Origin of the sequence: Sediminispirochaeta smaragdinae DSM 11293 (assembly GCF_000143985.1) — a bacterium.
Classification (GTDB): domain Bacteria; phylum Spirochaetota; class Spirochaetia; order DSM-16054; family Sediminispirochaetaceae; genus Sediminispirochaeta; species Sediminispirochaeta smaragdinae.
Map to the genome: position 1 here is coordinate 2857529 of NC_014364.1, position 21953 is coordinate 2879481.

The 21953-nt window shown below is 46.5% G+C and carries 21 protein-coding genes; 1 reads left to right on the plus strand and 20 read right to left on the minus strand.

What is annotated here, in order from left to right:
* Positions 1-47 precede the first annotated feature (47 nt).
* The 10 genes from SPIRS_RS13475 to SPIRS_RS13520 all read right to left on the minus strand — a co-directional run bounded on the left by SPIRS_RS13475 (position 48) and on the right by SPIRS_RS13520 (position 10708).
* Positions 48-980: an ABC transporter permease gene (locus tag SPIRS_RS13475; protein WP_013255236.1), complete on the minus strand. Its 933-nt coding sequence runs from the start codon at positions 978-980 to the stop codon at positions 48-50.
* Positions 973-2043 carry an ABC transporter permease gene (locus tag SPIRS_RS13480; RefSeq protein WP_013255237.1) on the minus strand — a complete coding sequence of 357 codons (1071 nt, stop codon included), beginning with the start codon at positions 2041-2043 and terminating at the stop codon, positions 973-975. Before SPIRS_RS13480 ends, SPIRS_RS13475 begins: the two co-directional genes overlap by 8 nt.
* Positions 2040-3584, minus strand: a complete 1545-nt coding sequence (locus tag SPIRS_RS13485) for an ABC transporter ATP-binding protein (RefSeq protein ID WP_013255238.1) — start codon at positions 3582-3584, stop codon at positions 2040-2042. Before SPIRS_RS13485 ends, SPIRS_RS13480 begins: the two co-directional genes overlap by 4 nt.
* Positions 3585-3691: 107 nt before the next feature.
* Entirely contained in the window at positions 3692-4699 is a 1008-nt protein-coding gene (locus SPIRS_RS13490) for a BMP family protein (protein ID WP_013255239.1), read from the minus strand.
* 251 nt (positions 4700-4950) lie between these two features.
* Positions 4951-6165 carry an MFS transporter gene (locus tag SPIRS_RS13495; RefSeq protein WP_148224078.1) on the minus strand — a complete coding sequence of 405 codons (1215 nt, stop codon included), beginning with the start codon at positions 6163-6165 and terminating at the stop codon, positions 4951-4953.
* On the minus strand, positions 6158-7564 hold the full coding sequence (locus SPIRS_RS13500; protein WP_013255241.1) for an amidohydrolase family protein: 1407 nt from the start codon (positions 7562-7564) through the stop codon (positions 6158-6160). The genes SPIRS_RS13495 and SPIRS_RS13500 overlap by 8 nt, the downstream gene beginning before the upstream one ends.
* A 23-nt stretch (positions 7565-7587) precedes the next feature.
* On the minus strand, positions 7588-8607 hold the full coding sequence (locus SPIRS_RS13505) for a RibD family protein (protein WP_013255242.1): 1020 nt from the start codon (positions 8605-8607) through the stop codon (positions 7588-7590).
* Positions 8608-8654: 47 nt separating this feature from the next.
* Positions 8655-9695, minus strand: coding sequence for a LacI family DNA-binding transcriptional regulator (locus SPIRS_RS13510; RefSeq protein WP_013255243.1), 1041 nt, complete (start codon positions 9693-9695; stop codon positions 8655-8657).
* Between the two features lie 97 nt (positions 9696-9792).
* Positions 9793-10140, minus strand: a complete 348-nt coding sequence (locus SPIRS_RS13515) for a cupin domain-containing protein (protein WP_013255244.1) — start codon at positions 10138-10140, stop codon at positions 9793-9795.
* A gap of 40 nt (positions 10141-10180) precedes the next feature.
* Positions 10181-10708, minus strand: a complete 528-nt coding sequence (locus tag SPIRS_RS13520; RefSeq protein WP_013255245.1) for a PaaI family thioesterase — start codon at positions 10706-10708, stop codon at positions 10181-10183.
* A 37-nt stretch (positions 10709-10745) separates the two neighbouring features.
* On the opposite strand from SPIRS_RS13520, the gene SPIRS_RS13525 reads away from it, so the two are divergent.
* Positions 10746-11264: a gamma carbonic anhydrase family protein gene (locus SPIRS_RS13525; protein WP_013255246.1), complete on the plus strand. Its 519-nt coding sequence runs from the start codon at positions 10746-10748 to the stop codon at positions 11262-11264.
* A gap of 48 nt (positions 11265-11312) precedes the next feature.
* Here SPIRS_RS13525 and SPIRS_RS13530 read toward each other — a convergent pair whose 3' ends face one another.
* The 10 genes from SPIRS_RS13530 to SPIRS_RS13575 form a co-directional block, all read right to left on the minus strand.
* Positions 11313-12188, minus strand: a complete 876-nt coding sequence (locus tag SPIRS_RS13530) for a hypothetical protein (protein ID WP_013255247.1) — start codon at positions 12186-12188, stop codon at positions 11313-11315.
* 97 nt (positions 12189-12285) lie between these two features.
* Positions 12286-13062, minus strand: a complete 777-nt coding sequence (locus SPIRS_RS13535) for an SDR family NAD(P)-dependent oxidoreductase (protein ID WP_013255248.1) — start codon at positions 13060-13062, stop codon at positions 12286-12288.
* Between the two features lie 142 nt (positions 13063-13204).
* The gene (locus tag SPIRS_RS13540) at positions 13205-14167 is read right to left on the minus strand and encodes an ABC transporter permease (protein WP_013255249.1); all 963 of its coding nucleotides are present in this window, start codon (positions 14165-14167) and stop codon (positions 13205-13207) included.
* A 27-nt stretch (positions 14168-14194) separates the two neighbouring features.
* Entirely contained in the window at positions 14195-15700 is a 1506-nt protein-coding gene (locus tag SPIRS_RS13545) for a sugar ABC transporter ATP-binding protein (RefSeq protein WP_013255250.1), read from the minus strand.
* A gap of 112 nt (positions 15701-15812) precedes the next feature.
* Positions 15813-16859 carry a sugar ABC transporter substrate-binding protein gene (locus SPIRS_RS13550; RefSeq protein WP_013255251.1) on the minus strand — a complete coding sequence of 349 codons (1047 nt, stop codon included), beginning with the start codon at positions 16857-16859 and terminating at the stop codon, positions 15813-15815.
* A gap of 57 nt (positions 16860-16916) precedes the next feature.
* Entirely contained in the window at positions 16917-17972 is a 1056-nt protein-coding gene (locus SPIRS_RS13555) for an NAD(P)-dependent sugar dehydrogenase (protein WP_013255252.1), read from the minus strand.
* Between the two features lie 13 nt (positions 17973-17985).
* Positions 17986-18807, minus strand: coding sequence for an N-acyl homoserine lactonase family protein (locus SPIRS_RS13560; protein ID WP_013255253.1), 822 nt, complete (start codon positions 18805-18807; stop codon positions 17986-17988).
* A 48-nt stretch (positions 18808-18855) separates the two neighbouring features.
* Entirely contained in the window at positions 18856-19899 is a 1044-nt protein-coding gene (locus SPIRS_RS13565) for a zinc-dependent alcohol dehydrogenase (RefSeq protein WP_083771486.1), read from the minus strand.
* Between the two features lie 71 nt (positions 19900-19970).
* Entirely contained in the window at positions 19971-20819 is an 849-nt protein-coding gene (locus SPIRS_RS13570) for a class II fructose-bisphosphate aldolase (RefSeq protein ID WP_013255255.1), read from the minus strand.
* Positions 20812-21762: a carbohydrate kinase family protein gene (locus SPIRS_RS13575; RefSeq protein ID WP_013255256.1), complete on the minus strand. Its 951-nt coding sequence runs from the start codon at positions 21760-21762 to the stop codon at positions 20812-20814. The genes SPIRS_RS13570 and SPIRS_RS13575 overlap by 8 nt, the downstream gene beginning before the upstream one ends.
* Positions 21763-21953 lie beyond the last annotated feature (191 nt).

Consider the following 21953-nt stretch of genomic DNA (forward strand, 5'->3'; position numbering starts at 1 on the left):
CGGTTGTAGCATAGCCAACCGGTTTCAAAGGTACAAGATCCGATCTTCTATTCTTCGAGAATATATGGATCTCCCCACGCCTTCGGAGCCACTCCGGAGCCGGCAATCAAAAAAGCAATCAAGGTAAGAAGATACGGCATCATAAGAGGGAACTGATAGGGAATGGAACTTCCCATGGCTTGAAGATTAAGTTGAAAGGCATCGACAATACCGAAAAAGAAGACCGTCAGGGCTGTGTATAAAGGATGGAAACGGCCGAGAATAATCGCCGCAAAACCAATATAGCCTTTTCCTGCAATCATGTTGTCGACAAAAAGCCCCAGGTCACCTATGGTCTGGCTTGCCCCCCCGATGGCAGCGAAAGCCGAAGCCCAAAGAATCGAAATGTAACGTATTTTATGGACCTTTATCCCCATGGTTTCGGCTGCTTTTGGATTTTCCCCCACCGCACGAATCTTCAAGCCCCAGTTTGTCTTAAAAAAGATGATATAGACGACGGGAACCAAAATATAGGCAATGTAGGTAAAAGGATTTTGCCGAAAGAGAACACCAATGATGGGGATGGATGAGAGTCCCGGAATGGCAACCGCCATAAGACGCTGCCCCATAAGCTGTTGTGTATGGGCTCCGAAAAGAACACGGGAAAAGGCTCCGGTGATGCCAAGGCCAAGGATATTGACGGAAACACTCACCACTACCTGATCAACTGCAAGCGTAACGGTACAGAACGCATAGACCAGAGCAATGATCATATTAAACAGTACCGCTAATATAATTCCCTGCACCGCCCCAAGGTAGTAGCTGCCGAGAAACCCAAAAAAGGCGCCCATCAACATAAAGCCCTCAAGTCCGAGAAAAAGCACCCCGCTACGCTCGGAAAAGATACCGCCCATGGCAGCAAGCAAAAGGGGCGTTGCAAGGCGAATACAGGAAGCCAAAAAATCCTGCGAAAAGATCATGTGTATGAGTTCGCTAAACATTCTGAAGTCTCCTTTTCAGCCTGCGAAAGAAACGCGGCATTCCCTGGGCCGCAATGACAAAAATAATTGCCAAAGCCTGGATGATATAGATAAATGAGACGGGAATCCCGAAATCGATTTGCAGCCCACTCGCGGCGTTGCGAAGAGCACCGAAAAAGAAGGAAGAAAAGATGATACCCACAGGATTGAGATTGGCCAGCAAAGCAACGGCGATGGCATCATAACCGTAACCAGGCGAAAAGCCTTCCATAAGACGTCGATGAACACCGAGGACCTCCACCGATCCTGCAAGACCGGCCAAAGCCCCGGAGACAAGCATGGAAAGTACAAGAATCTTCCGGTAGTCGATTCCCGCATAAAGGGCCCCTTCCGGATTGAATCCTACCGCCCTGATCTTAAAACCAAAGGTGGTTTTGTAGAGGATCACCCACACAATGACAACCATGAGAATGAAAACCCAAATTCCCTGGTGCAGGGTATAGCCTCGAATTACCTTATGCAGTAATGCGGTATCAGGGAAGGCGTCGGTCTGGGGATAGTAAGCACCCTCCGCTTTTAAAGGCCCCTGGAGAAAAAAACTGACAAGCAAGATGGCCACATAATTGAGCAGCATGGTAACAACAATTTCATTAAAGCCTTTATAAGCCTTTAGGATACCCGGTAAAAGTGCCCAGAGGGCCCCCATGATCATACCACAGATGAGAACCACCGGCAGTAAGAGGGGGGATGATTCAAGAAAACCGCTGGTAGCGACAACGGCTGTGGCAAGGGCGGCAAGCTGAAGCTGTCCCTCGGCACCTATATTGAAGATACCTGCACTGTAGCTAAGAGCAATTGCAAGACCGGTGAAACCGAGGGGAATGGCGAATACAAGGCTTTGCGAAAAATTATTCAGGTTGCCGAATGCCCCATAGAAAAGCTGTCCCATAACGGTAAAAAGACTTCGGTCTTTGTTCACAATTACCAAGGATCCGACAAGCATTCCGATCAGGACCCCGATCACGGGAATGACAACGGTTCGGAGCCTACTCCACTGTAATAGTTCTCGTAATTTTTCTTTCATAGCTGTACACGCTCCGTCTCATCGCAGCTGCCTGGAACCTTCCTACCAGCCATCTGCAGACCAATCTCCATGGGATCGACATGATGACCGACAAGTGAGCCGGTAAACTGCCCCTCGTAGATAACCTCAATCCGATCGGAAAGCGAAAGGATTTCATCGAGCTCGGTAGAGATGAGCAGTATAGCGGCACCTGCATCTCGCTGCTTGACAAGTTCCGCCCGAACAAACTCTATTGCCGAAATATCAAGTCCGCGGGTCGGCTGGACCGCAATGATGAGCTTCGGTTTTTGCTCGAATTCCCGTGCGAGAATGACCTTCTGCTGGTTACCGCCGGAGAGCTGCTTTGCATAGGTTTCAGGAACACATCCTCGTACATCATAGGATGCTATAAGGCGTTTCGCATATTCTTTGATGACTCTTCTTTTAAGAAAACCGAATTGGGAGAATTTGTGGTTGGAAATCTCTTTTACCACCATATTATCCTGAACGGGATAATTCAATATCAAACCTGTTCGTTGACGGTCGGGAGGAATGTGGGAAACATTCTTACCATGCAACTTTGCAGTGGACCAGTTCGTCGTCTCCTCATCAAGAATTTCGATTTTCCCGGAGGTCACGGGAGCAAGTCCTGTCAGGGCATTACCAAGCTCGAGTTGACCATTCCCATCAACACCGGCAATACCGAGGACCTCGCCGCTACGTATTTCAAAAGAGAGGCCGCGAACAGCCTCTACGCCCATGCTTCCCTTCACATGAAGGTCCTGGACCCTAAGGACAACATCTCCGACCTTTTTTGTCGGCTCCGCCTCCTTGAGAAAGACTTCCCGGCCGACCATCATCTTTGCAAGCTCTGACTCGCTGGTATCCTTCACGGCAACATTACCAACAACCTTACCATCCCTCAGAACCGTAACCGAATCACAAATTGTCATCACCTCCCCAAGTTTGTGAGTGATGAAAAGAATAGTTCTCCCTTCTTTCTTGAAGAGCTTGATGATTTCAAAGAATTCAAGAACCTCATTTGGGGTCAGTACCGCAGTAGGTTCATCAAAAATCATGATGTTTGAATGTCTGTAAAGTACTTTTAGTATTTCGACACGCTGTTGAAGTCCAACGGAGAGATCCCCTATAACGGCGTTTGGATTGATACAAAAATTATATCGATCGGAAAGCTCTTGTATCTTTTCCGCTGCCCCATGATAGTCAACCCAGGGGCCTTTTCCGCTTTTCAAACCAAGAATGACATTCTCGGTTACCGTCAACTTCTGAATCAGCATAAAATGCTGATTAACCATCCCAATTCCCAGGCGAATAGCATCTTCACAGTTGCCGATATAGACCGGTTTTCCATCGACCAGGATTTCTCCCGAATCCATTCCGTATAATCCATACAGACAACTCATCAGGGTTGATTTACCGGCACCATTTTCGCCGAGCAGAGCCCGAACCTCGCCTTTTTCAACCTGAAGAGAAACCTTATCGTTCGCCAATACCCGGGAAAACCTTTTGGTAAGATCCTTGATCTCTAGAATCGGTGCCACAATACCGTCCTTCCAAATCTGTTTTCGACGTGTGGATATTTGCAGACAGGACGCACAGGTATACGCGCCCCGTCTGCAATTTTACGTGATTGATTTTGGTGAAAGGGTTAGTTAACCCTCTTGTGCAGCGTACCCGCCTTCATAGCTTCGAAATCGGCCATAACCTCATCCTTAAGCTCGGCAGGCACCACTTTTGACCAGGTTCCAGGATATTCGACACCGTCGGCGATCCCCCATACCTTGGACATTCCCTTCCAATTTCCTTCTTTGAGCATTTTGCCCTGCATCAGGATCATATCGGGAACACTCTGAACCATGGAGGTAAGAACGATATCAGGAGCAAGACTGTTGAAATCACCGGACCATCCGATCACATAGGCCCCCCGCTCTTTGGCCGCCTGAATGGCACCGACGTCACAAGCATCACCGATGGCAACAATAACATCAACACCATTGGCAATCTGCGCAAGAGCTGCTTCTTTACCCTTGTTGACGTCGGTCCAGCTACCGGTATACGCAACGGTGAAACTTGCCTTGGGATTAACTTCCGCAATGGTTTCTCTCAGCATGTCGATTTCGGCCAGGGTGGTAGGAATTTCCATGGCACCGATGAAACCGATCTTGTTGGTCTTTGTAAACTTTGCGGAAAGCTTTCCAGCCAGATAAGATAACTCGCCGAGACCAAAGACGCCGGATCCGACGTTATCGGCCTGAACTTCACCACCAACCTGATAGAATTTTACATCGGGGAACTCGGGGGCCACTTCCATGATTGAATCACCGAATTCAAAACCGTGGCCAATCACCAGATCATATCCCCTCTGTGCATAATTCCGAAGGATAGACTTCTGCTGAGACTGGGGAACCATCTCGGTATATGCAATTTCAAAACCGAGTTCGTCCCGCAGCCGCGTTAATCCCTCGTATGCAGACGTATTCCAACCACCGTCGTTGATGGGACCGGACATCAACATTGCAACTTTGACCTGAGCAGGCGCATCAGACGAAGTCGTATCGGCGGCTGGGGCCGCATCCTGCTGCCCGCCGGCAAACAGAACACCGGTGCACAGCACTGCGATGACCATCATCGCAATAAGAATCTTGTTTCTCTTCATACCCTTTTTCTCCTTTTTTTCGGGGCTGGGTCACCCCTATGTATGTATGCAGCAAACCGCTGCCAGGGTACTAAGCCACGGAACATCATACACCTATATGTATAGATGTATAGATGATCTTGCAAATATTATCCCCTCTTTCTCTCCTGCTGTCAACACGGACTTACTTATTTTTGAGAACGGTTTCAGATACTATATACAGAAACATACTATTTTATCCACCATAAGGGAAAAATGAATGCCACAAAGAACTATCGGGCGGCGGTCCGACCTTTTCGCTCTCCCCTTGCCAAAACACTAAGAAAGGGAATCGTCATGATAAAGAGGGCCATAGCGGCAAAGAGAACGGGAAAAGAGAAGAGGGAAAGGGCCGAGCCGAAAATAAAAATGCCAAAGGCATTTCCGCCATCAATGGCACTTTCTTGAAACGCAAGAGCCGAGGCCCGAAGCCTGGCAGGAACGGAATCGACCACCTTGGCGATCAGGAGTGCAAGAGCCCCGGCATACCCGACACCGGAAATAACGGCGGAAAGATAGTAAAGTAGACGGGGCGAAACTTCCATAAAGGCGAGGGTGGCACAACCGGCGGCAAAAGAGAGAAGAACGGGACCGAGAAGCCGGTCGCGCCCCACCCTGTCGGAGAGGGCTCCAAGCGCCAGGGTCCCCAGGGCCCCCAGGGATTCCCGTATGGTGAAATAGAAGGCCGGATTACCGATAGAGGGAAAACCAAGCGCATATCCGGTAAGAAAGGTAAGCAAAATCCCACTTGCCATGCTCAAGGCAAAAATTCCCAAATAGGTGCTCCGCAGATCCGGAATACGAAAAAGATCGAACAGTTCCCTGACAGAGACGCTTTTTTCCTCATCCGGAGAAGCGTGGTGTCGTTCTCCGATTTTTTCAGGAAGTGTAAGAATCAAAAGTGTTCCAGCCACCCCGCAAAGAGATGAAGCAATAAAAAACGATGCAAATCCAAAGTTTTGAATAAGCGTCATGCCTAGTGCAGGAGCAATCATAACCGACAAGGTAACAGCCGTTCGATACATTCCGATGCTTGTTCCCCTAAGCTCATCGGGAGTGTGGTCGGCAACGTAACTGGTTGCAGCGGAGAGAAACGTGGCCATCCCTATTGCCTGATAGACGCGAAACAGGGCCATGACCACAAGGTTGGGGCTGAGCCAGATACCGATAGGCGCCGTGGAAAAGACAAGGGCACCGATGAGAAGCGAGAGCTTCCGGCCTCGACTGTCGGCAAGGGATCCAAGAAGAAACCGAAAGAGTACGGAAAAGAGGGTAAAAATCGCCGCCTGTACTCCAATGGCGAAATCCCCACCGCCTGCATGTTTGACATAGAGGGGAATAAGCGTAAAGCTGGTCATAACCGTCGAAAGCTCGAGGAAACCGGCAAGATATACGGTACTCAGCTCTTTTCCAAATATTTCTCTTCTATGTAAGAAGATACTATTCATCGCATCTTCCCATTCGTCGTCCCCACTGAACATTACCGAGGCCCGACCGACGTATCAGCGAGCTTGCAACACGTTGAGTCTCCCTCCGTATCAAAGCCTCATCGGCAGTTACAAGTATTCCATTCTCGAGCAGGGGGCGGCCGGCAACCACCGTCGTTTCAATATTTGCCTGTGTCGAGGAATAGACCAGTGATGAAATCGGATCATGCACCGGAATCGACCGAACATGTTCGGGATTGTAGATGAAAAAATCGGCCTTTTTTCCGATCTCCAAACTTCCTATCTCCTTCTCCCGCAAGAGGGCTCTGGCCCCTCCGAGGGTAGCCATTTCAAGGACCTCCGCAGCACTGACTAGCGAGGCATCCTTTGAAACAAGCTTGTGAAGAAGGGCCGTCGTCTTCAAAAGCTCAAGGGTATCCTGGCTATCGTTGCTCGCAGCCCCATCGGGGCCGAGACTGACGGGAATTCCTTCCCTCAAAAATCTCGGTACCGGTGCGGTGCCGGAGGCAAGGATCATATTGGAGACGGGACAGTGGCAGACACTGACGCCGTATCGCTTGAAGCGTTCGATATCCCTTTCAGTCACATAGACACTATGAACCGCCACAAAATCGGGACCCAGCATGCCGGTTTCTTCCAGAAGGTCGATCGAACCGATTCCGTAGTTGGCATGAGCATACTGATCGTCATCTTCGGTCTCTACCAGATGCATGGTGATGGGAATTTTCCACTTATCGGCAAGTTCCCGGGTAAGCTGGTAGCCACGGCGACTCAGATCCCAGATAATTCCCGGGGCAACAGAGATGCTTATGGAGGGATGATGCTCATATCTGCAGCAGAGATCGTCGCTGTCGCGGATAAACTCATCCTCACTTTCGATCCATTCGCAGGCTATCTCGGGGGAAAAGCCGGAAACATCGGTATGACTCTTACTCAATACCCCCCGAATACCAAGATCCTCGTAGGCATCAAGAACCGGCTGGTCGAGTCCCGGCACGGCATGGCAATACTGAAAATCCGTTACCGTTGTGGTCCCTGTCCTGAGGGCCTCTGTGAGCCCGGTCATCGCACCCCAATACATGCATTCCGGATCGTAGTTATGCAGCGCAACCCTCACCGAGCTGTTGAGCCACTCAAAGAGGGACTTATCCCGTCCCAGTCCCTTGAGGAGGGTTTGAAAGAGATGGGTGTGCGTGGTGATAAAACCGGGAAAGAGGAACCTACCTGAGGCATCGATTCGTTTCTTCGCCAGATAGCGGCCGGCAAGCTCCTCATCGGGACCAAGATCGATAATGGTGTCTTTGGCAACGGCAAGAGAACCATTTCCTATTATTCGCCGCTCGGGATCCATGGTGACCACATAATCGGCATGCTCGACAAGAAGATCAATCTCCCTCATTGTTTCCTCCTCTCCAAATAGGCTTAGTACTTGTAGCTGTTCAGATCCACTTCCCTATTCACGCCGTAAGAAAGTCTCTGTCGGGTATACATGAAAGAGGGCCCATGCGTGGCCAGGGTAAGGAGCCTTGAATGAGGGTGGGCCTCGCAACCGAAGGGTGAGCCGCTGTTCGGGGTTATCGGCCCACCGGCAAATACCATTGAATAGTTGATGAAAAATTCATCGAGCATTGCCTGCCGCATCAAAGCCGAGGTGTAACTGGGGGATTCAATCAATAATCGATGGAATCCGGCAAGTCGAAGCAGCTTCAATAGGGCGGAGGCGTCAGGCCGTACCCCTTCTCCGGTAATAAAAAGCGGAACCTCATCGGCAGAAAGAGAGGCAAGGAGCCTGGCAGCCTCCGCTCCCGCCTCCTTATCGACAGAAACAGCATTAAAGAAGGGGCCTATCTCCCGAAGCTTTCTCGGAAAACAGGAAGCAAGATAGGAGGCACCGGCAGGACCGGTGGCAATGGCTATGGGAAAACCCTCTTCCGGATCAATGTTGAAAATCAAATGACGAAGAGGAATATCGGTGGCATCGAAGGAAACAACGATATTCATGGGATGAATCGGTTTTCCCAGCAGGTTTACCCGCTCCTTCGCAAGCTCGGGATCAAAAATGTGGCTGGTGTTGTTGGCTTCCGTCTGAAGGGTTCGGGCACCGAGGATAACAGCGTCACTATAGGCCCGTAAGGCATTCAGTATCCAGAAATCGGCAAGAGCCCCGTTTGGATCGAAAAAATTGTTTTTGGCAATAACCGGTCCTGCCGGCATATCGGCAAAGGCCATCTTCCCATCGGAAGAGAGAACGATAGAACTCATAACATAAGGTCGATCCGCCGGTGCGGGGGGAAAAAGCAGTTCATCGTACACGGCTTTTACCTTCGGCAGGGCCGCGTCCGACGAAGATGCGGCTATAGTCTTTAGCCTCTCGTCATCCCGATAGCAAAGATTAAGTCTGACTTGGTCCGTCGGGAAATCAAACGTAACCAACTTCTCCATAAAGCCTTTCGCCTCCTTTTACGCTCCCCCAGCAGGGGTACAGGGTTCTATATGCTATGCAACTCGGTTGTAGAATTGCGCTGGATCAACTCCAGAGGAATGACTTTTCGAATAATTCGCCTATCCTTCAGGCGAAGGCGGCGAAGAACGGCTCTGGCCGCAAGCCGACCAAGCCGGTAGTTGGGATATTTTAGGGTCGTCAACGAAGGATAGATAAAGGGGCTACTTGGTGCATTATCAAAACCGGTTACCGATAGCTCTTCGGGAATTCGTATTCCAAGCTCGCGGGCCCCTGCCATCGCTCCGAGTGCGATGAGATCGGTAGAGCAGATGATTGCCGAGGGACGATGAGTTCTTTTCACCAGCCTCAGCATGGCCTCATAGCCGCCGTGAATGGACCAGTCGCAAAAGGTATTGTACTCGGGATGCCAGGGAAGTCTCAGATGATCCAAAGCGTCTTTAAAATAGTCGAAGCGCAACATGGCGGAACTGTTCCCGAAGGCGCCTCCTATATGTCCGATCTCCTTATGGCCCAAAGCAGCAAGATGTTCCGCCAAGAGGCGCATTCCGTGCCGCTCATCGCTTACAAAGGTGTCGACCTTAGTGGGGGTTTCCGGACGGGAGATCAATGCAACCGGCATTTTTTCCGCAAGCGCATCGAAATCAAGTTCTCTTCCTGCAGAAGCAAGGAAAATGGCTCCCTCCACCATTTTATGGGGCAAGAGCTCATAAAAGGTCTGTTCCCTGGTAAAGTCCTCGTTTGAATCAAAAACGATGGCGTCATAACATCCTTCATCCAGGACCTCGATGATGCCCCGCATCGCCTCGTTCATTAACGGGTTGAGAATTGTCGGAACAACAATGGCAATAGAACCAACCTTACGGCTTCCCAGGGCCCTGGCAACCGGATTTGGAACGTATCGTAGTTCCTCTATTGCACGGTTAACCCTCAGACGTTTATCCTCGGTTACGCTTTCAGGGTTATTCAGAACCCTGCTTACTGTAGAAATTGAAACCCCAGCCAATTTGGCAACGGTTTTGATTGTGACGGTTCCCCTTTGTTCACTGCCATCCTGTATGACGTCCACGAACTTTCTCCTTTGAAAACGTTTTTGAAAATGGTTTCAAAGGAGATTGTATCTACAACCGCCCCATCTGTCAATTTTTATACGATTTCATATAGGATCAAGCATCGCCCTCCGGGGGAACAATGCAGATAAAAGAAACATCACTCCCCTGATCCGCACGAAACTGGTGTTCGAGCCCGGGCGAAACATACGCGATGCTTCCCTTTTTTATCGGATATTCATGTTCACCAAGCAGCAGTGTTCCCTTGCCCGAGGTGATATAGTTTATATGGAGCCAGCCATGGCTATGGCGAGGAGTAAAACCACCCGCTTTCAGGTGGAACTGCCGCATCACATAATCATCCCACCCTTCTTTAGGTCCGATAAGTACCTGCTTTCTCACACCCTTTAACTGATCTCCGGAAAGTTCAACCACGGGGACATCATCTTCATGCGATATAAACATAGACGCTTCTCCTTTGCTATATATTTGCTGTTTATTTCGATCAGGATTTATTTTGATCGGGCAATGCAATAGATTCGGGATCGTTCACCTCGGAAATAACACGCCAATCAAGTTCATCCTCCAACCCTTCGCCGGTGATCTGCTCGAGACTCATCTTCAAGTAGCGCCCGGTAGCCTCCACGGCGACAGTTCCGTCTGGAAGAAAGAGTTCACCACTTCCCTCGAAAAGCCTGCCGCGATCACTGGTAATTCGTCCGACGGCACGAAGTTCGACACCAAGCGGGACAGGCTTGCGAAAGCGTGTGGTAAGGTCAACCGTCACCCCCCACACAGTACCCCCTGCACCAACGGCAATTGCCCTGCCAATGGTCTCATCGAGGATGGAAGCGGCGATTCCCCCGTGCAGCCGCCCGGGATAGCTCTGATGCTCCTCCCCCGTGCTAAAGACCGCTACGAGCTCGCCATGCTCAATTGAGTAGAATCTAGCTTTCAGCCCAAAAGGATTCTGCATACCGCAGACAAGACACATCCGCGAATTTTCCTGTTTTCCTGTTACCTTGTATTCCATAACGGAGCTATAGTATCATGAAAGCCGGAGGAAACCAATGATTTACGACTATCAAGGCACCTATCCGGATACCGGTGCAGGAGCTTTTATTGCGGAGAGTGCAGATATTGCCGGGGCCGTTACCGTGGGAAAAGACGCCTCTATCTGGTTCAATGTCTCGATTCGTGCAGATCTGGCTGAGATTGCTATTGGCGACAGGAGCAATATACAGGACAATGCCATCGTCCATGTCGACAAGGGGAAACCTGTAGCCATCGGTTCCGGGGTAACCATCGGACACGGAGCCATCATCCACAGCTGCACCATTGGTGATGACTGTCTCATCGGGATGGGAGCGATCATCATGAATGGCTCGGTCATCGGAGAAGAGAGCATTGTCGGTGCCGGTGCCCTTATCACGGAACATAAAACATTTCCGGCAAGGAGTCTCATCATTGGTTCTCCGGCGAAGGCGGTTCGAACGCTTACAGAGGAAGAGATCGAAGCGATTAAAGAAAATTGCAGAGAGTATGTTGCATTGGCGGAAAAGTACCATCGCAAGGAGCGGGAAAATTAAACCGGGAAAACAACACTTCGCATGCAGTTTCCCATAGAAACCATACGATCAGGGGTATGGCACCGGCACTCCCCGTAATTCCACCATCTCGTCGGTATGGTAAAAACTGAAGGAAAGAAGTGCCATAGACATAATAGTATTTGTCGGCCGACGAAATCTGATGTCGGCCATGGTTGGAATTCCAGGTGGGAAAGAAACTCCGGCGGCAAGAGAACCGCCATCCCCCAGGTCGGCATATTGGTACTCATTGCCCTCCCTGTCTATGATTCGTGCCGAATAAGGATAGAGAACAAGCTTCTGTTCCTCACTTTCTCCGTTATTTCCCGTAAAGGTGATGACAAGCCGTTCCGGTCTTTTCTCTACGGCAACAAGGGTAAAGCGGATCCCATTCACCGACGAGGTAAAATCCTGTTGAACCTCGGGCGCGGCCGCTTTTCCTTGCTGCTGATCAGGCTCTGCCGTGAGGTTCTGATCAGTAGTGACAATCCCAACACGAAACTCAACCCAGCCACGGTACTCTTTCAAAGTATGGGCATCAACGAGGGAAAAACCAAGGCCGTAGCTCCCCTCCGGAATGGTCGACGGCAGGCTTATCGTCACTACCTCGGAAAAATTCCATGAAGGATCTGAACTCCTCCTGCTTACCGGCGTAAAAGGAGACGCCCAGATAATCTTTCCATCGGAACTTTGGTAGTAGTATTTCCACTTAACCTGCCCCTCTCCCCATTTTACCCCGAGATTGTTGACCAGAATATACACGTACATCGTCTGACCGGGAGAAAAAAGCGGCTCAGAAACCCGCTGAAGACTTGATGCCGAGCCGGTATGTTCCTTAACGATCCACATCTGATCGACAGATTCGGCAAAGAGAGAGACGTTCCAGAAGAAGGTGAGAAAAACAATTCCCAGTATCACCTTTTTCATATTTTACTCCCATAATCCTTTGAGTGAGAGTATACACCATCCCCCGGGTTTTTCAAAAATCTTCTGCCGCTTTGCATCCGTTGAAAGTCAGAACGGATTACAGCACCATGCCGCCGTCCACAGATAAGGATTGTCCCGTAAGGTATCGGCTGTCACGGGAAGCCAAAAACGATACAACTCCCGCCATTTCCCAAGGTTCGGCAAGCCGCTGCATGGGGCAGTCGCGAGCCCGCATATCGAGCCATTCCTGTGCGGTCATACCATCCCTTCCTCCGACCACCCCGGCAACCGACTTAACCATAGCAGTTAAGGTATTCCCCGGGCAAAGGGCATTGCAGGTTGCACCGTAGGGGGCAAGTTCCATTGCTACGGAACGTGTCAAACCGATTACCCCGCTTTTGCTTGCAGAATACTCGGCAGAGGCAGGCCAGCTTGTTTTTCCCGCCATCGAAGAAATGTTGATAATCGAACCGGACTTCTGCTCCATCATAACAGGAGCCACCGCCTGGTTATACAGGAAGGTACCGGTCAGATTTATATCGAGAAGGCGTTTCCACTGTTCATAGCTAACATCCACCAGGGGCGCCCCGGTGTAGAGCCCGGCCGAACATACCAAGATATCAATTCTATCAAATTGCGAGAGGACCTTCTTGGTCACCTCTGCCGCCCCCGTTTTATCGGTCACATCCCCCATAATGCTTACGGCCTTTACGCCAAATTTCTCACAGGCTTCGACTGTCAATCTATTCTCATCCTCTTTCAGATCAACACAGACGATATTCGCCCCCTCCTCGGCAAACCGAAGGGCACAAGCCGCTCCTATACCAGTAGCCGCCCCGGTAATCAGGGCAAGTTGTCCGTTAAAACGTTTCATTCCGGTGACCTCGCTCATGTATCATTCATATAGATGTATATACATCATATGAATAATACCTCGTCATACTGGGGGTGTCAATCGTAGATTGATCAATAATAAAGGAGGACAGCTATCACAGGTGTGTATGCTCGTATCATCCCTATTTGCTCTTTAGGTTACTCATCGAAACAGCAAAAAGTAGTACAAAGCCTTTAACCAGCCACTGCCAATATTCATTCAGACCCAACATGATCATACCATTACTGAGAATGCCCATAATAAATGCACCAAAGAATACATTGACAATGCTTCCTTTACCGCCGTTTACACTAATCCCGCCCAAAACAGTAGCAGTTAAAACATCCATCGGGAAATTTGTACCGATGGACGGTTGCCCGGAACCAAGACGACCAGCCATGAGAATCCCTGCCAATGCAGCAAAGAAGCCGCACAATGCATATGTCGAAATAATTACTTTTTTTGTATCAATTCCGGAGAGCCTTGCGGCTTCTTTATTGCCCCCGACAACATATATTCTTCTACCAAAATAGGACTTTTCAAGGAACCACCATCCGACAACAAATAAGAGTAACATGGTAAGAAAAGGAACAGGTATCCATCCCCACAAATATCCTTGTCCCAGATATTTAAAGGAATCAGAGACACCTTTTACCGGAAGTGCATTTGTAATTAAGAAAGCTATGCCCTTTAGAATAGTTTGCATTGCCAAAGTTGAAATAAGCGGTGGGACATGCATAATTTCCGATGTAACACCATTAATCAAACCGAAAAACGTTCCAACCAGAAGGGTTAGAATAATTGCAAGAGGAAGCGGCACGCCTCCGTCGACTAAAAGTTTAGCACTCACCACACCAGCCAAAGCAAGCATCGATCCTACTGAAATATCAATGCCTCCAGTTATCATAACCATCGTCATACCGATTGATGCAATGCCAATAAAAGATATCTGCCTTCCTACACTAAGCAAATTCGTACTGGTTAAAAAATTCTCGTGAGCAATTGCAAAAAAGATAATCTCAAGTACTAATATAAAAAGGATGCCATACTTTTGATAGAAAACACCTACAGTCGGCATCTTCTTCGATAATTTGATCCTATTCATTACTGCCTACTCCTCATCATAAGTACATCACACAATGCCGGATGCCAATTCCATTATTCGAGGCTGGGTTGCTTCCTCATGAGTAAGCTCACCAGTAATTCTTCCTTCGTACATGACTAAAATTCTGTCACACATCCCGATAATTTCTGGCATTTCAGACGATACCATAATTATCGCTTTTCCATCGTTGCGTAAGGTGTCCATCAATTCATATATTTCGCTTTTTGCCGCAACATCAATACCGCGAGTTGGTTCATCAAAAAAAATAATGTCAGGCTGCATGGCAAGCCATTTTGCTAATACAACTTTCTGCTGATTTCCTCCGCTCAAACTTGATGCCGGGAAATGAGGTGAGGCAAGTTTAATTGACAGGATGTCAACATACCTATCAATGAGCTTCTGCTCTTCTTTCTTTGATATGGTAGCGAAAATACTCAAATCTTTTATTTTGATCAGCGTCATATTATTCTTAATCGATTGCGATAAATGTACACCTTGACGCTTTCTATCCTCAGGAATCAATCCTATTCCTTTCTTTATTGCATCTTTTGGTGTTTTTATGGTGACTTTATTATCCCCATGTAATAGTACGTCTCCTGATGTCATCTTATCAGCACCAAAAATTGCGCGTAAGGTTTCTGTTCTCCCCGACCCGACTAATCCCGCCAGACCAAGAATTTCTCCCCTATATAAATCAAAGGAGACATCTTGTAGCATGCTATTTTTGATATTTCTGACACTAAGAACCTTTTCTTTTTTTCCAAGAACCTGTTTCTTCAGAGGGAAATTCATACCTAATTCCCGACCAACCATTCGTGAAATAATTTCATGCTGCGTCGTATCACTTGTTTTTAACGTTGAAATAACAGCACCATCGCGCATAATTGTTACACGATCGGATAGATTTGTAATTTCTTCCATTCTATGAGAGATATAGATTATTGTAATGCCGTGTTCTTTCAAATTATTAACAAGTTTAAATAAAACATCTACTTCTTGATTTGTTAGAGGAGCGGTCGGCTCATCCATAATGAGAACTTCAACATGCTCTTTCAAGGCTTTTGCAATCTCTATCAGTTGACAATAAGCAACTGATAAATTGCAAATATACGCCTTGGGGTCAATCTTAACCTCCATTCTTTCAAACAATTCTTCAGTCTGCAAAATCATTTCTTTTGTATCAACGGTAATCCCTTTCCTAATTTCTTTTCCTATAAAAATATTTTCATACACAGGCATATCAGGAACCAAATTAAATTCCTGATATATCATTCCAACTCCTGCAAGTTTTGCTTCTTTCGGTGTAAGGCGTGTATGAGGTATACCGTTGATACGTATCGTCCCGCTGTCAGGAATTATAGCTCCAGAAAGCATTTTACAAAGGGTTGACTTTCCCGCACCATTCTCTCCAGCTAATGCATGTACCTCACCTTTTCTGAAGTCAATATCAGCATTATGTAAAGCAATGATTCCTCCAAAGCTTTTCGTTAATCCTTTTATGTCAACAACGATTTGGCTATGTGCAACAGCCATCCATCTTCCTCCCAACTATTGAAATAAAGGAAATCGTAACTATAGAAATTTGCATATTCCATACTATAGAAGTATGGAATATGCATTATCATATAATAGTAAATTTTTACTCTTATCGAAACACCGCGGCCAAATCGTCATCAAGCGTATATTCCGGCTCCCGTGACATGTATTCAGCCACATTTGTTTTGTCTACAAGGAAGGTTGGAGCAATATAGTCACCATCGTAATCCATCCCAAGGCAGGCTTTTGTGAGTTTCTGGAGCAAAGCGAATCCCATATCCTGGACCAAATACTGATTTGCACACGTAGCTCGGAAGACAGAGCCTTTCGCTATATAACCAAGAGCTTCTGAAATACCGTCACACCCACCTAAAAACATCTTGCTTGTATCAATACCCGCACCTACAATTGCCTGGTATGCCCCAACCGCAGCTGCATCTGCAGAACAAAGGACAACTTTGGCATCGGGATGTGCCTGCAGAATATTTTCCATTCCTTCCATTGCAGAAACCGGCTCTACCGTTGAAATGGGCTCCAAGAACGTTATGTTCTCTTTCTTACAAACAGAAAGTACGCCATCGACATAACCGTAGTAACGTCCCAATGCCGTCTCAAGTTCAGCCTGGTTGAAACAAGCTACTACAGCTTTTCCAGCCAGTTCATCGTTGATCCAGTTACCTGCAGCAACACCAAGACTGAATCCCCACTGATATTCATCAAATACAAAGTTCATTGTAACTCCATCCATTGAAGGATAGATACCCACTTTTATACCGGAATCCATTGCCCGATGCACTACATCTTCAACCGCACTTAAATCCAGTGCATTAAGCATAATCGCATCAACGCCAACACTGATAAAATTCTCAAGTGCTTCAACCTGTCTCTCCGGTTGCGAAGAACCATCAACAACAATAAGCTTTACTTTATTACCGGTGGCTTCACAAAAGGCTTTATAGCCTTCAACGTATTGGACAAAAATTTCATTTGCCATATCCATCACACAACAGCCAATAGTAATTTCCGGTGCACTACTATTGTCTGATGCGGCTTGTTGTTCGTCAGCCTTGGCAGCAGACCGCTCAGATGATTTGTGACATGCAATAAAAGGCAGGCACAAGACAACAACCAAAAAAATTAAACCTATTCTTTTCATTCGTTCCTCCCGCTACTATGTAAATATTCTTGTATCTCTACAAGATGAACACCCAATTTAGAAACCATCGAAGTCAATCATAATTTTTCCCGTTACTTTGCCTGGGACACTCCAATCGGATACCAGATCAATGAGGTTACCTGGGGTTCCAATATTTGAAACAAGAGACATACCATCAATCTTTTTAGAATCTAAATAGTGAATTCCCAGGCGCCATGCATCACCAGGAAAGTTCAAATCATAAGATTGCCATATACCAAAGAGATTAATTTCGTTTTCCAGCAGGAATCTCATCTCATCTGATAAGAACGTTATTGGTTTATCAAGATAGCCGACAAGGGCAACCTTACCATGTACAGCACATAATTTAATGGCCAGCATAGTTGTAGCCTGCAGACCCACGGCTTCAACGGTATAAAGGCATCCAAGACCAAACGTATCATCAAGATAGTGCTCAAAGAAACCTTCGGTCGTTGTATTGTAGCAATAATCCGCTCCCTGCCCTCTTGCTTTATCAAGTTGATTATCATCTGAATCAAAAACAAAAATCCGCTTTGCACCTAAAAGCCGGGCACATTGAAGCAGCAACTGTCCAATGGTGCCCATTCCAATAATGGCTATATCGTGTCCGGGATGAAAATCGATTCGAATCAAAGCATGAATGGCAACGCTTAACGGTTCCACCAATGCAGCAGTCACTTTATCCATTCCGACAGGAACCTTCAAAACATTTCTTTCAGGAAGCACATTGTATTGTGCAAAAGCACCCATATTTTCCGCACGTAGCCCAATAAACTGTTTACTAACACATTGTCCGTAATGCCCTGTTCTGCAATGCACACAGCTATTGCAAACGAGTAAAGGAACAACGGTTACGAGATCACCTGCTTCTACGGTCGTGACCCCCTTACCGGTCTCAACAACAATCCCAGAAAATTCATGTCCGATCGTACTTGGAAAAAAAGGAACCTCGCCAAACAAAATTCTTGGCTTATCAGACCCGCAAAGGCCACAGCAACTCGTTTTAACCTTTACTTCACCAGGTCCGCATGACGGCTCATCTACACTATCAATTCGAAAATCCATTGGCCCATATAATCGCATTATTTTCATAAAACACCCCCTATTATCGAATCCATTCCATGGTCCGATAATTCGGAAAATTCCAAGGATCGTGATGAAATATGATGTTTGCATCGTACTCTTTCTCAAGCTTACGTAATCGTTTTAACGTACGATCGAATCCAAGGGAATCATAAATAGTACCAGGCCGTACAATAGGTTCTTTGTAACAGATCTCTGCAGTTACCGCATCGCTGGGGAAAATATAGGTACTGTTCTCTAGATGTAACATGAGCCCAATGACACAAGGTGAATGGCCTTCAAACAAAATGAGCTTTACATCAGGAAAAAGCTCAATATCCTCTTCAATCAAATTAAATTCAGCTCCATCGACATCAAGATTCTTTTTATAGTACAAAGCATCAGAATAACCTTTGCTGCTTTTATGACTTGCAACCAGTGCAAACGAAAACTCTTCTTTCCCAACATAAATATGTTTAATTGCCGGAGTACCTTTAAAGAATTCAAGTCCGCCAATATGATCCCAATGACAATGTGAAATAATTATTGTTGAGATATCATTCACACAAAGGCCTAATTGCATTAATCGCTGGTCGACATACTCGTCACGTTTGATCATCACAGGATTAATCAGGCGGTGCTCTTCGGGTCTTCGATCTATTTCTTCCCGCGCACCACATCCGACATCATACATAATATATCCTGCTTCAGGATGTTTGATGACGACACACTGAAGTGGAAAAGTCATCCATGCTTCACCACGGTCCTTTTTAGCCGCCGTAGCAAAATTATATCCGGCAAAATTCCATGCAGCATCGTTTTGTCCCCACCCATTTGGGAATAAGGCAAATTCTATCCCTTTCATTATTCGACTCCTGTATGGACCTGCACCCATTGGTGCGTCTCATATAAATTAAAACGTAAGCACGACCTTAAGTGCTTCCTTTCTTTTCACCAAGCGGAGACACGCTTTGATTTCTTCCGCAGGAAGTACATGGGTATAGAAATCTTTTAGATTAATTTTTTTGTGACGGATCATTTCTACCAAATCATCAATATGTGCCATCCGTTTATACGGCATATTCAACATATGGAGTACGGTATTATTTTGAAGCTGCCTCACATTGATCAGGGCATCATCTTTATGCAAGACACCCATCCCACATAAGATTCCCCCTTTTTTAAGAAAAAGAGTCCCTTCCAATAAAATTCTACTTGACCCTACTACATCAAGTACGGCATCAAAGGAATTTTTCTCGATACAGTTTGCTACTGAGTCATTTGCAATATTAATAGTTTGATTAACGCTAAAATGTTTACAGGCATAGTTTAAACGTGACTCCACCGCATCAATCAGTACAATTTTACGTACGCCTATTGCATTTAGACAGGCGACAATGCCTAAGCCCATGGGGCCTGCACCGTAAACAAGGACATCCATACCAGCTTGTAGGTGAAAATTTCTTACCGCACTTAAGCATTCCAACAACGAAAGGACTACCGCACCGTCCTCAAATGAAATATCTCCGGGAATACGACCACAATTCTCTTCGGATGGAAAAGAATCGAAAGGAAGTCCGTCCTCCTCCATTGCCTTCCTATCAATTGCAACAGCATATTCCGCCATATTCCCATGGGTACAGGAATATTTTCCATACCAATACGGCGTATCCGGTCGCACAAACCTGTCCCCGATGGCAATGTGCCGTACCTTAGCCCCCAGTTCAATAGCCTCTCCGCAAGCCTCATGCCCTAAAACCGTTGGGTAGGGCTTTAAGCCCTCTGCTTCCGTTATAGTACCATTGATAATCTGCATATCTGTTCCGTTACAAAATCCACAAGTATGAATTTTCACTAAAGCCTCATACGGTTTTGGTTTTGGCTTTGGAACGTCCGTTACCACGCTAATCTCGCCTGCTCTCAGAACAGCAATTGCTTTCATTGTTTCTGCCATCATCTTATCCTTCTTTCCTTTTTGGTACCTTTGCCATAAAAATCCACCGTTTACGAAACTTGTGTGGGATGGGCTTAATACCTTCCTCCCGCATAGCAAACATCTATCCACTCTTTCACCATTGCCTTTACCGCATCTTTTACCGGTGTCAGGAGAGTCACTACATTATAGTCTTCCTTCTTTTCCAACTCGATTCGTAGCTGTTTGACATAGGTGCTATGCAGCATTGTCCCGACATTCACCTTGGCAATCCCATTTTTTATACAGGCCCGTACCGTCTCGTAGGGAATTCCCGTGCTTCCATGCAGAACCAAAGGAACAGAAACCGCATGATGAACATCACGTAAAAGATCAATATGTATGTGCGGAGGTTGTTTATAAAATCCATGCGCGTTGCCGATGCCAACAGCCAAAGAATCAACGTTTGTTGCAGAGACCATTGCCACCGCTTCTTCCACAGAACCAAGATACTCATTGCCTGTATAGGTGCCTTCTTCATTTGAACCACGGATTTTTCCGATTTCCGCTTCAACAATTACCCCTTTGTCATGGGCGTAACGAACCACCTCTTTTACCATAGCAATGTTTTCCATCAATTCTTTTAAAGACCCGTCGATCATCACCGACATGTAGCCGCTATCAATAGCCTTTCGGCAAAGATCAACTTCCATGGCATGATCTAAATGGTTCAGTACATATCCGTGTGATTCTTTATAGGCAACCTTCCCAAGAGCACCACAATAGTCGATGCCGAGGGTATTGACGACTAAGCTATTCGAGGCAATATACACCGGTGCCTTTCGGTCCCTTGCAGCTTCAACTATTGCAAGCAGTTCCCAGATATCGGAATAGTTGAATGCGGGAATGGCAAAACCTTCCCGATTTGCTGTTTCAATGAGTCCTTTCATATTGTTGTTATACATGTAAAATCTCCAGTTCAGTTTCAGTAGATAGGAAGTGTGTGATTTCCTGGAACGTTGGCGAACCTTCTGTGGCACCAACTTTTTGAATAATGAAAGAAGCTACTGTTGTTCCATATTTCACGCAGCTAACGGGATCAGCTCCCTTTGCTAAGCCCGTAAGAAAGCCGGAAACAAACCCATCTCCGGCTCCTGTGGTATCAACAACCTTGACCCTATGTGTATTACAAAAGAATTGTTTTCCTTGAATATCACCATATGCCCCTTTATCTCCCATTTTAATTACGACGTTTTTTACGCCAGCCGCTTTGAGCCGGAATGCCATCTCCCTAACGTCGTCTGTACCAGTAAGCATCCTGGCTTCATTATCACTTGGAATAAAATAATCGATAGAAGGAAGACAACGGCCGATCTTTTTCAGCCATTGCCCCGATCGATCCCAAGCAACATCCATAGAAGTGATCAAGCCCATACCCTTTGCAGCCTTGAGTAACTGCAATGTTCCCTCTCCGTCAAATGCAGGAAGATGGAATGTACCTCCGATGTGCAGAAACGTATACTTTTTTAAAAGTGAGAGATCGATGTCCGAGATACAAAACGAGTCGTTGCTGCCATTGAAATGCAGAAACGTTCTCGCACCATCCTCTCTGATTAAGGCAATAACAGCCGATGTCGGAATCTCATCACAAACGCAAAGATTTCTTAGATCAACCTTTCTTTCCGCCGCTGCACCCTTAAGAAATTTTCCAAGAAAGTCACGACCTATTTTCCCCGAGAAACCCACTTTATTTCCGAGGCGTGCCAGATTGAGAGAAACATTAAATGCATCCCCCCCGCTTTTCAACGAAATTTCATCAACTGACATGCTGTCGATCGTAAAATCAATTCCATCGACGGATCTAACCAAGATATCAGCTACCAATTCTCCAACACAAAGAATAGACACCTTGCAAAATCTCCTCTTTTGACCTGATGAAAAACCATAGTATTCTTCAATAATCTTTATTATAATTGCACGACATCATCATTATGTCAAATTTTATTTCATAAACTTTCACAATCTTTTATTAACTATTATTACATCAAAAAATATAGGTAATTACAAGACAAAATGCATGTAATATCGAAATTATTAAC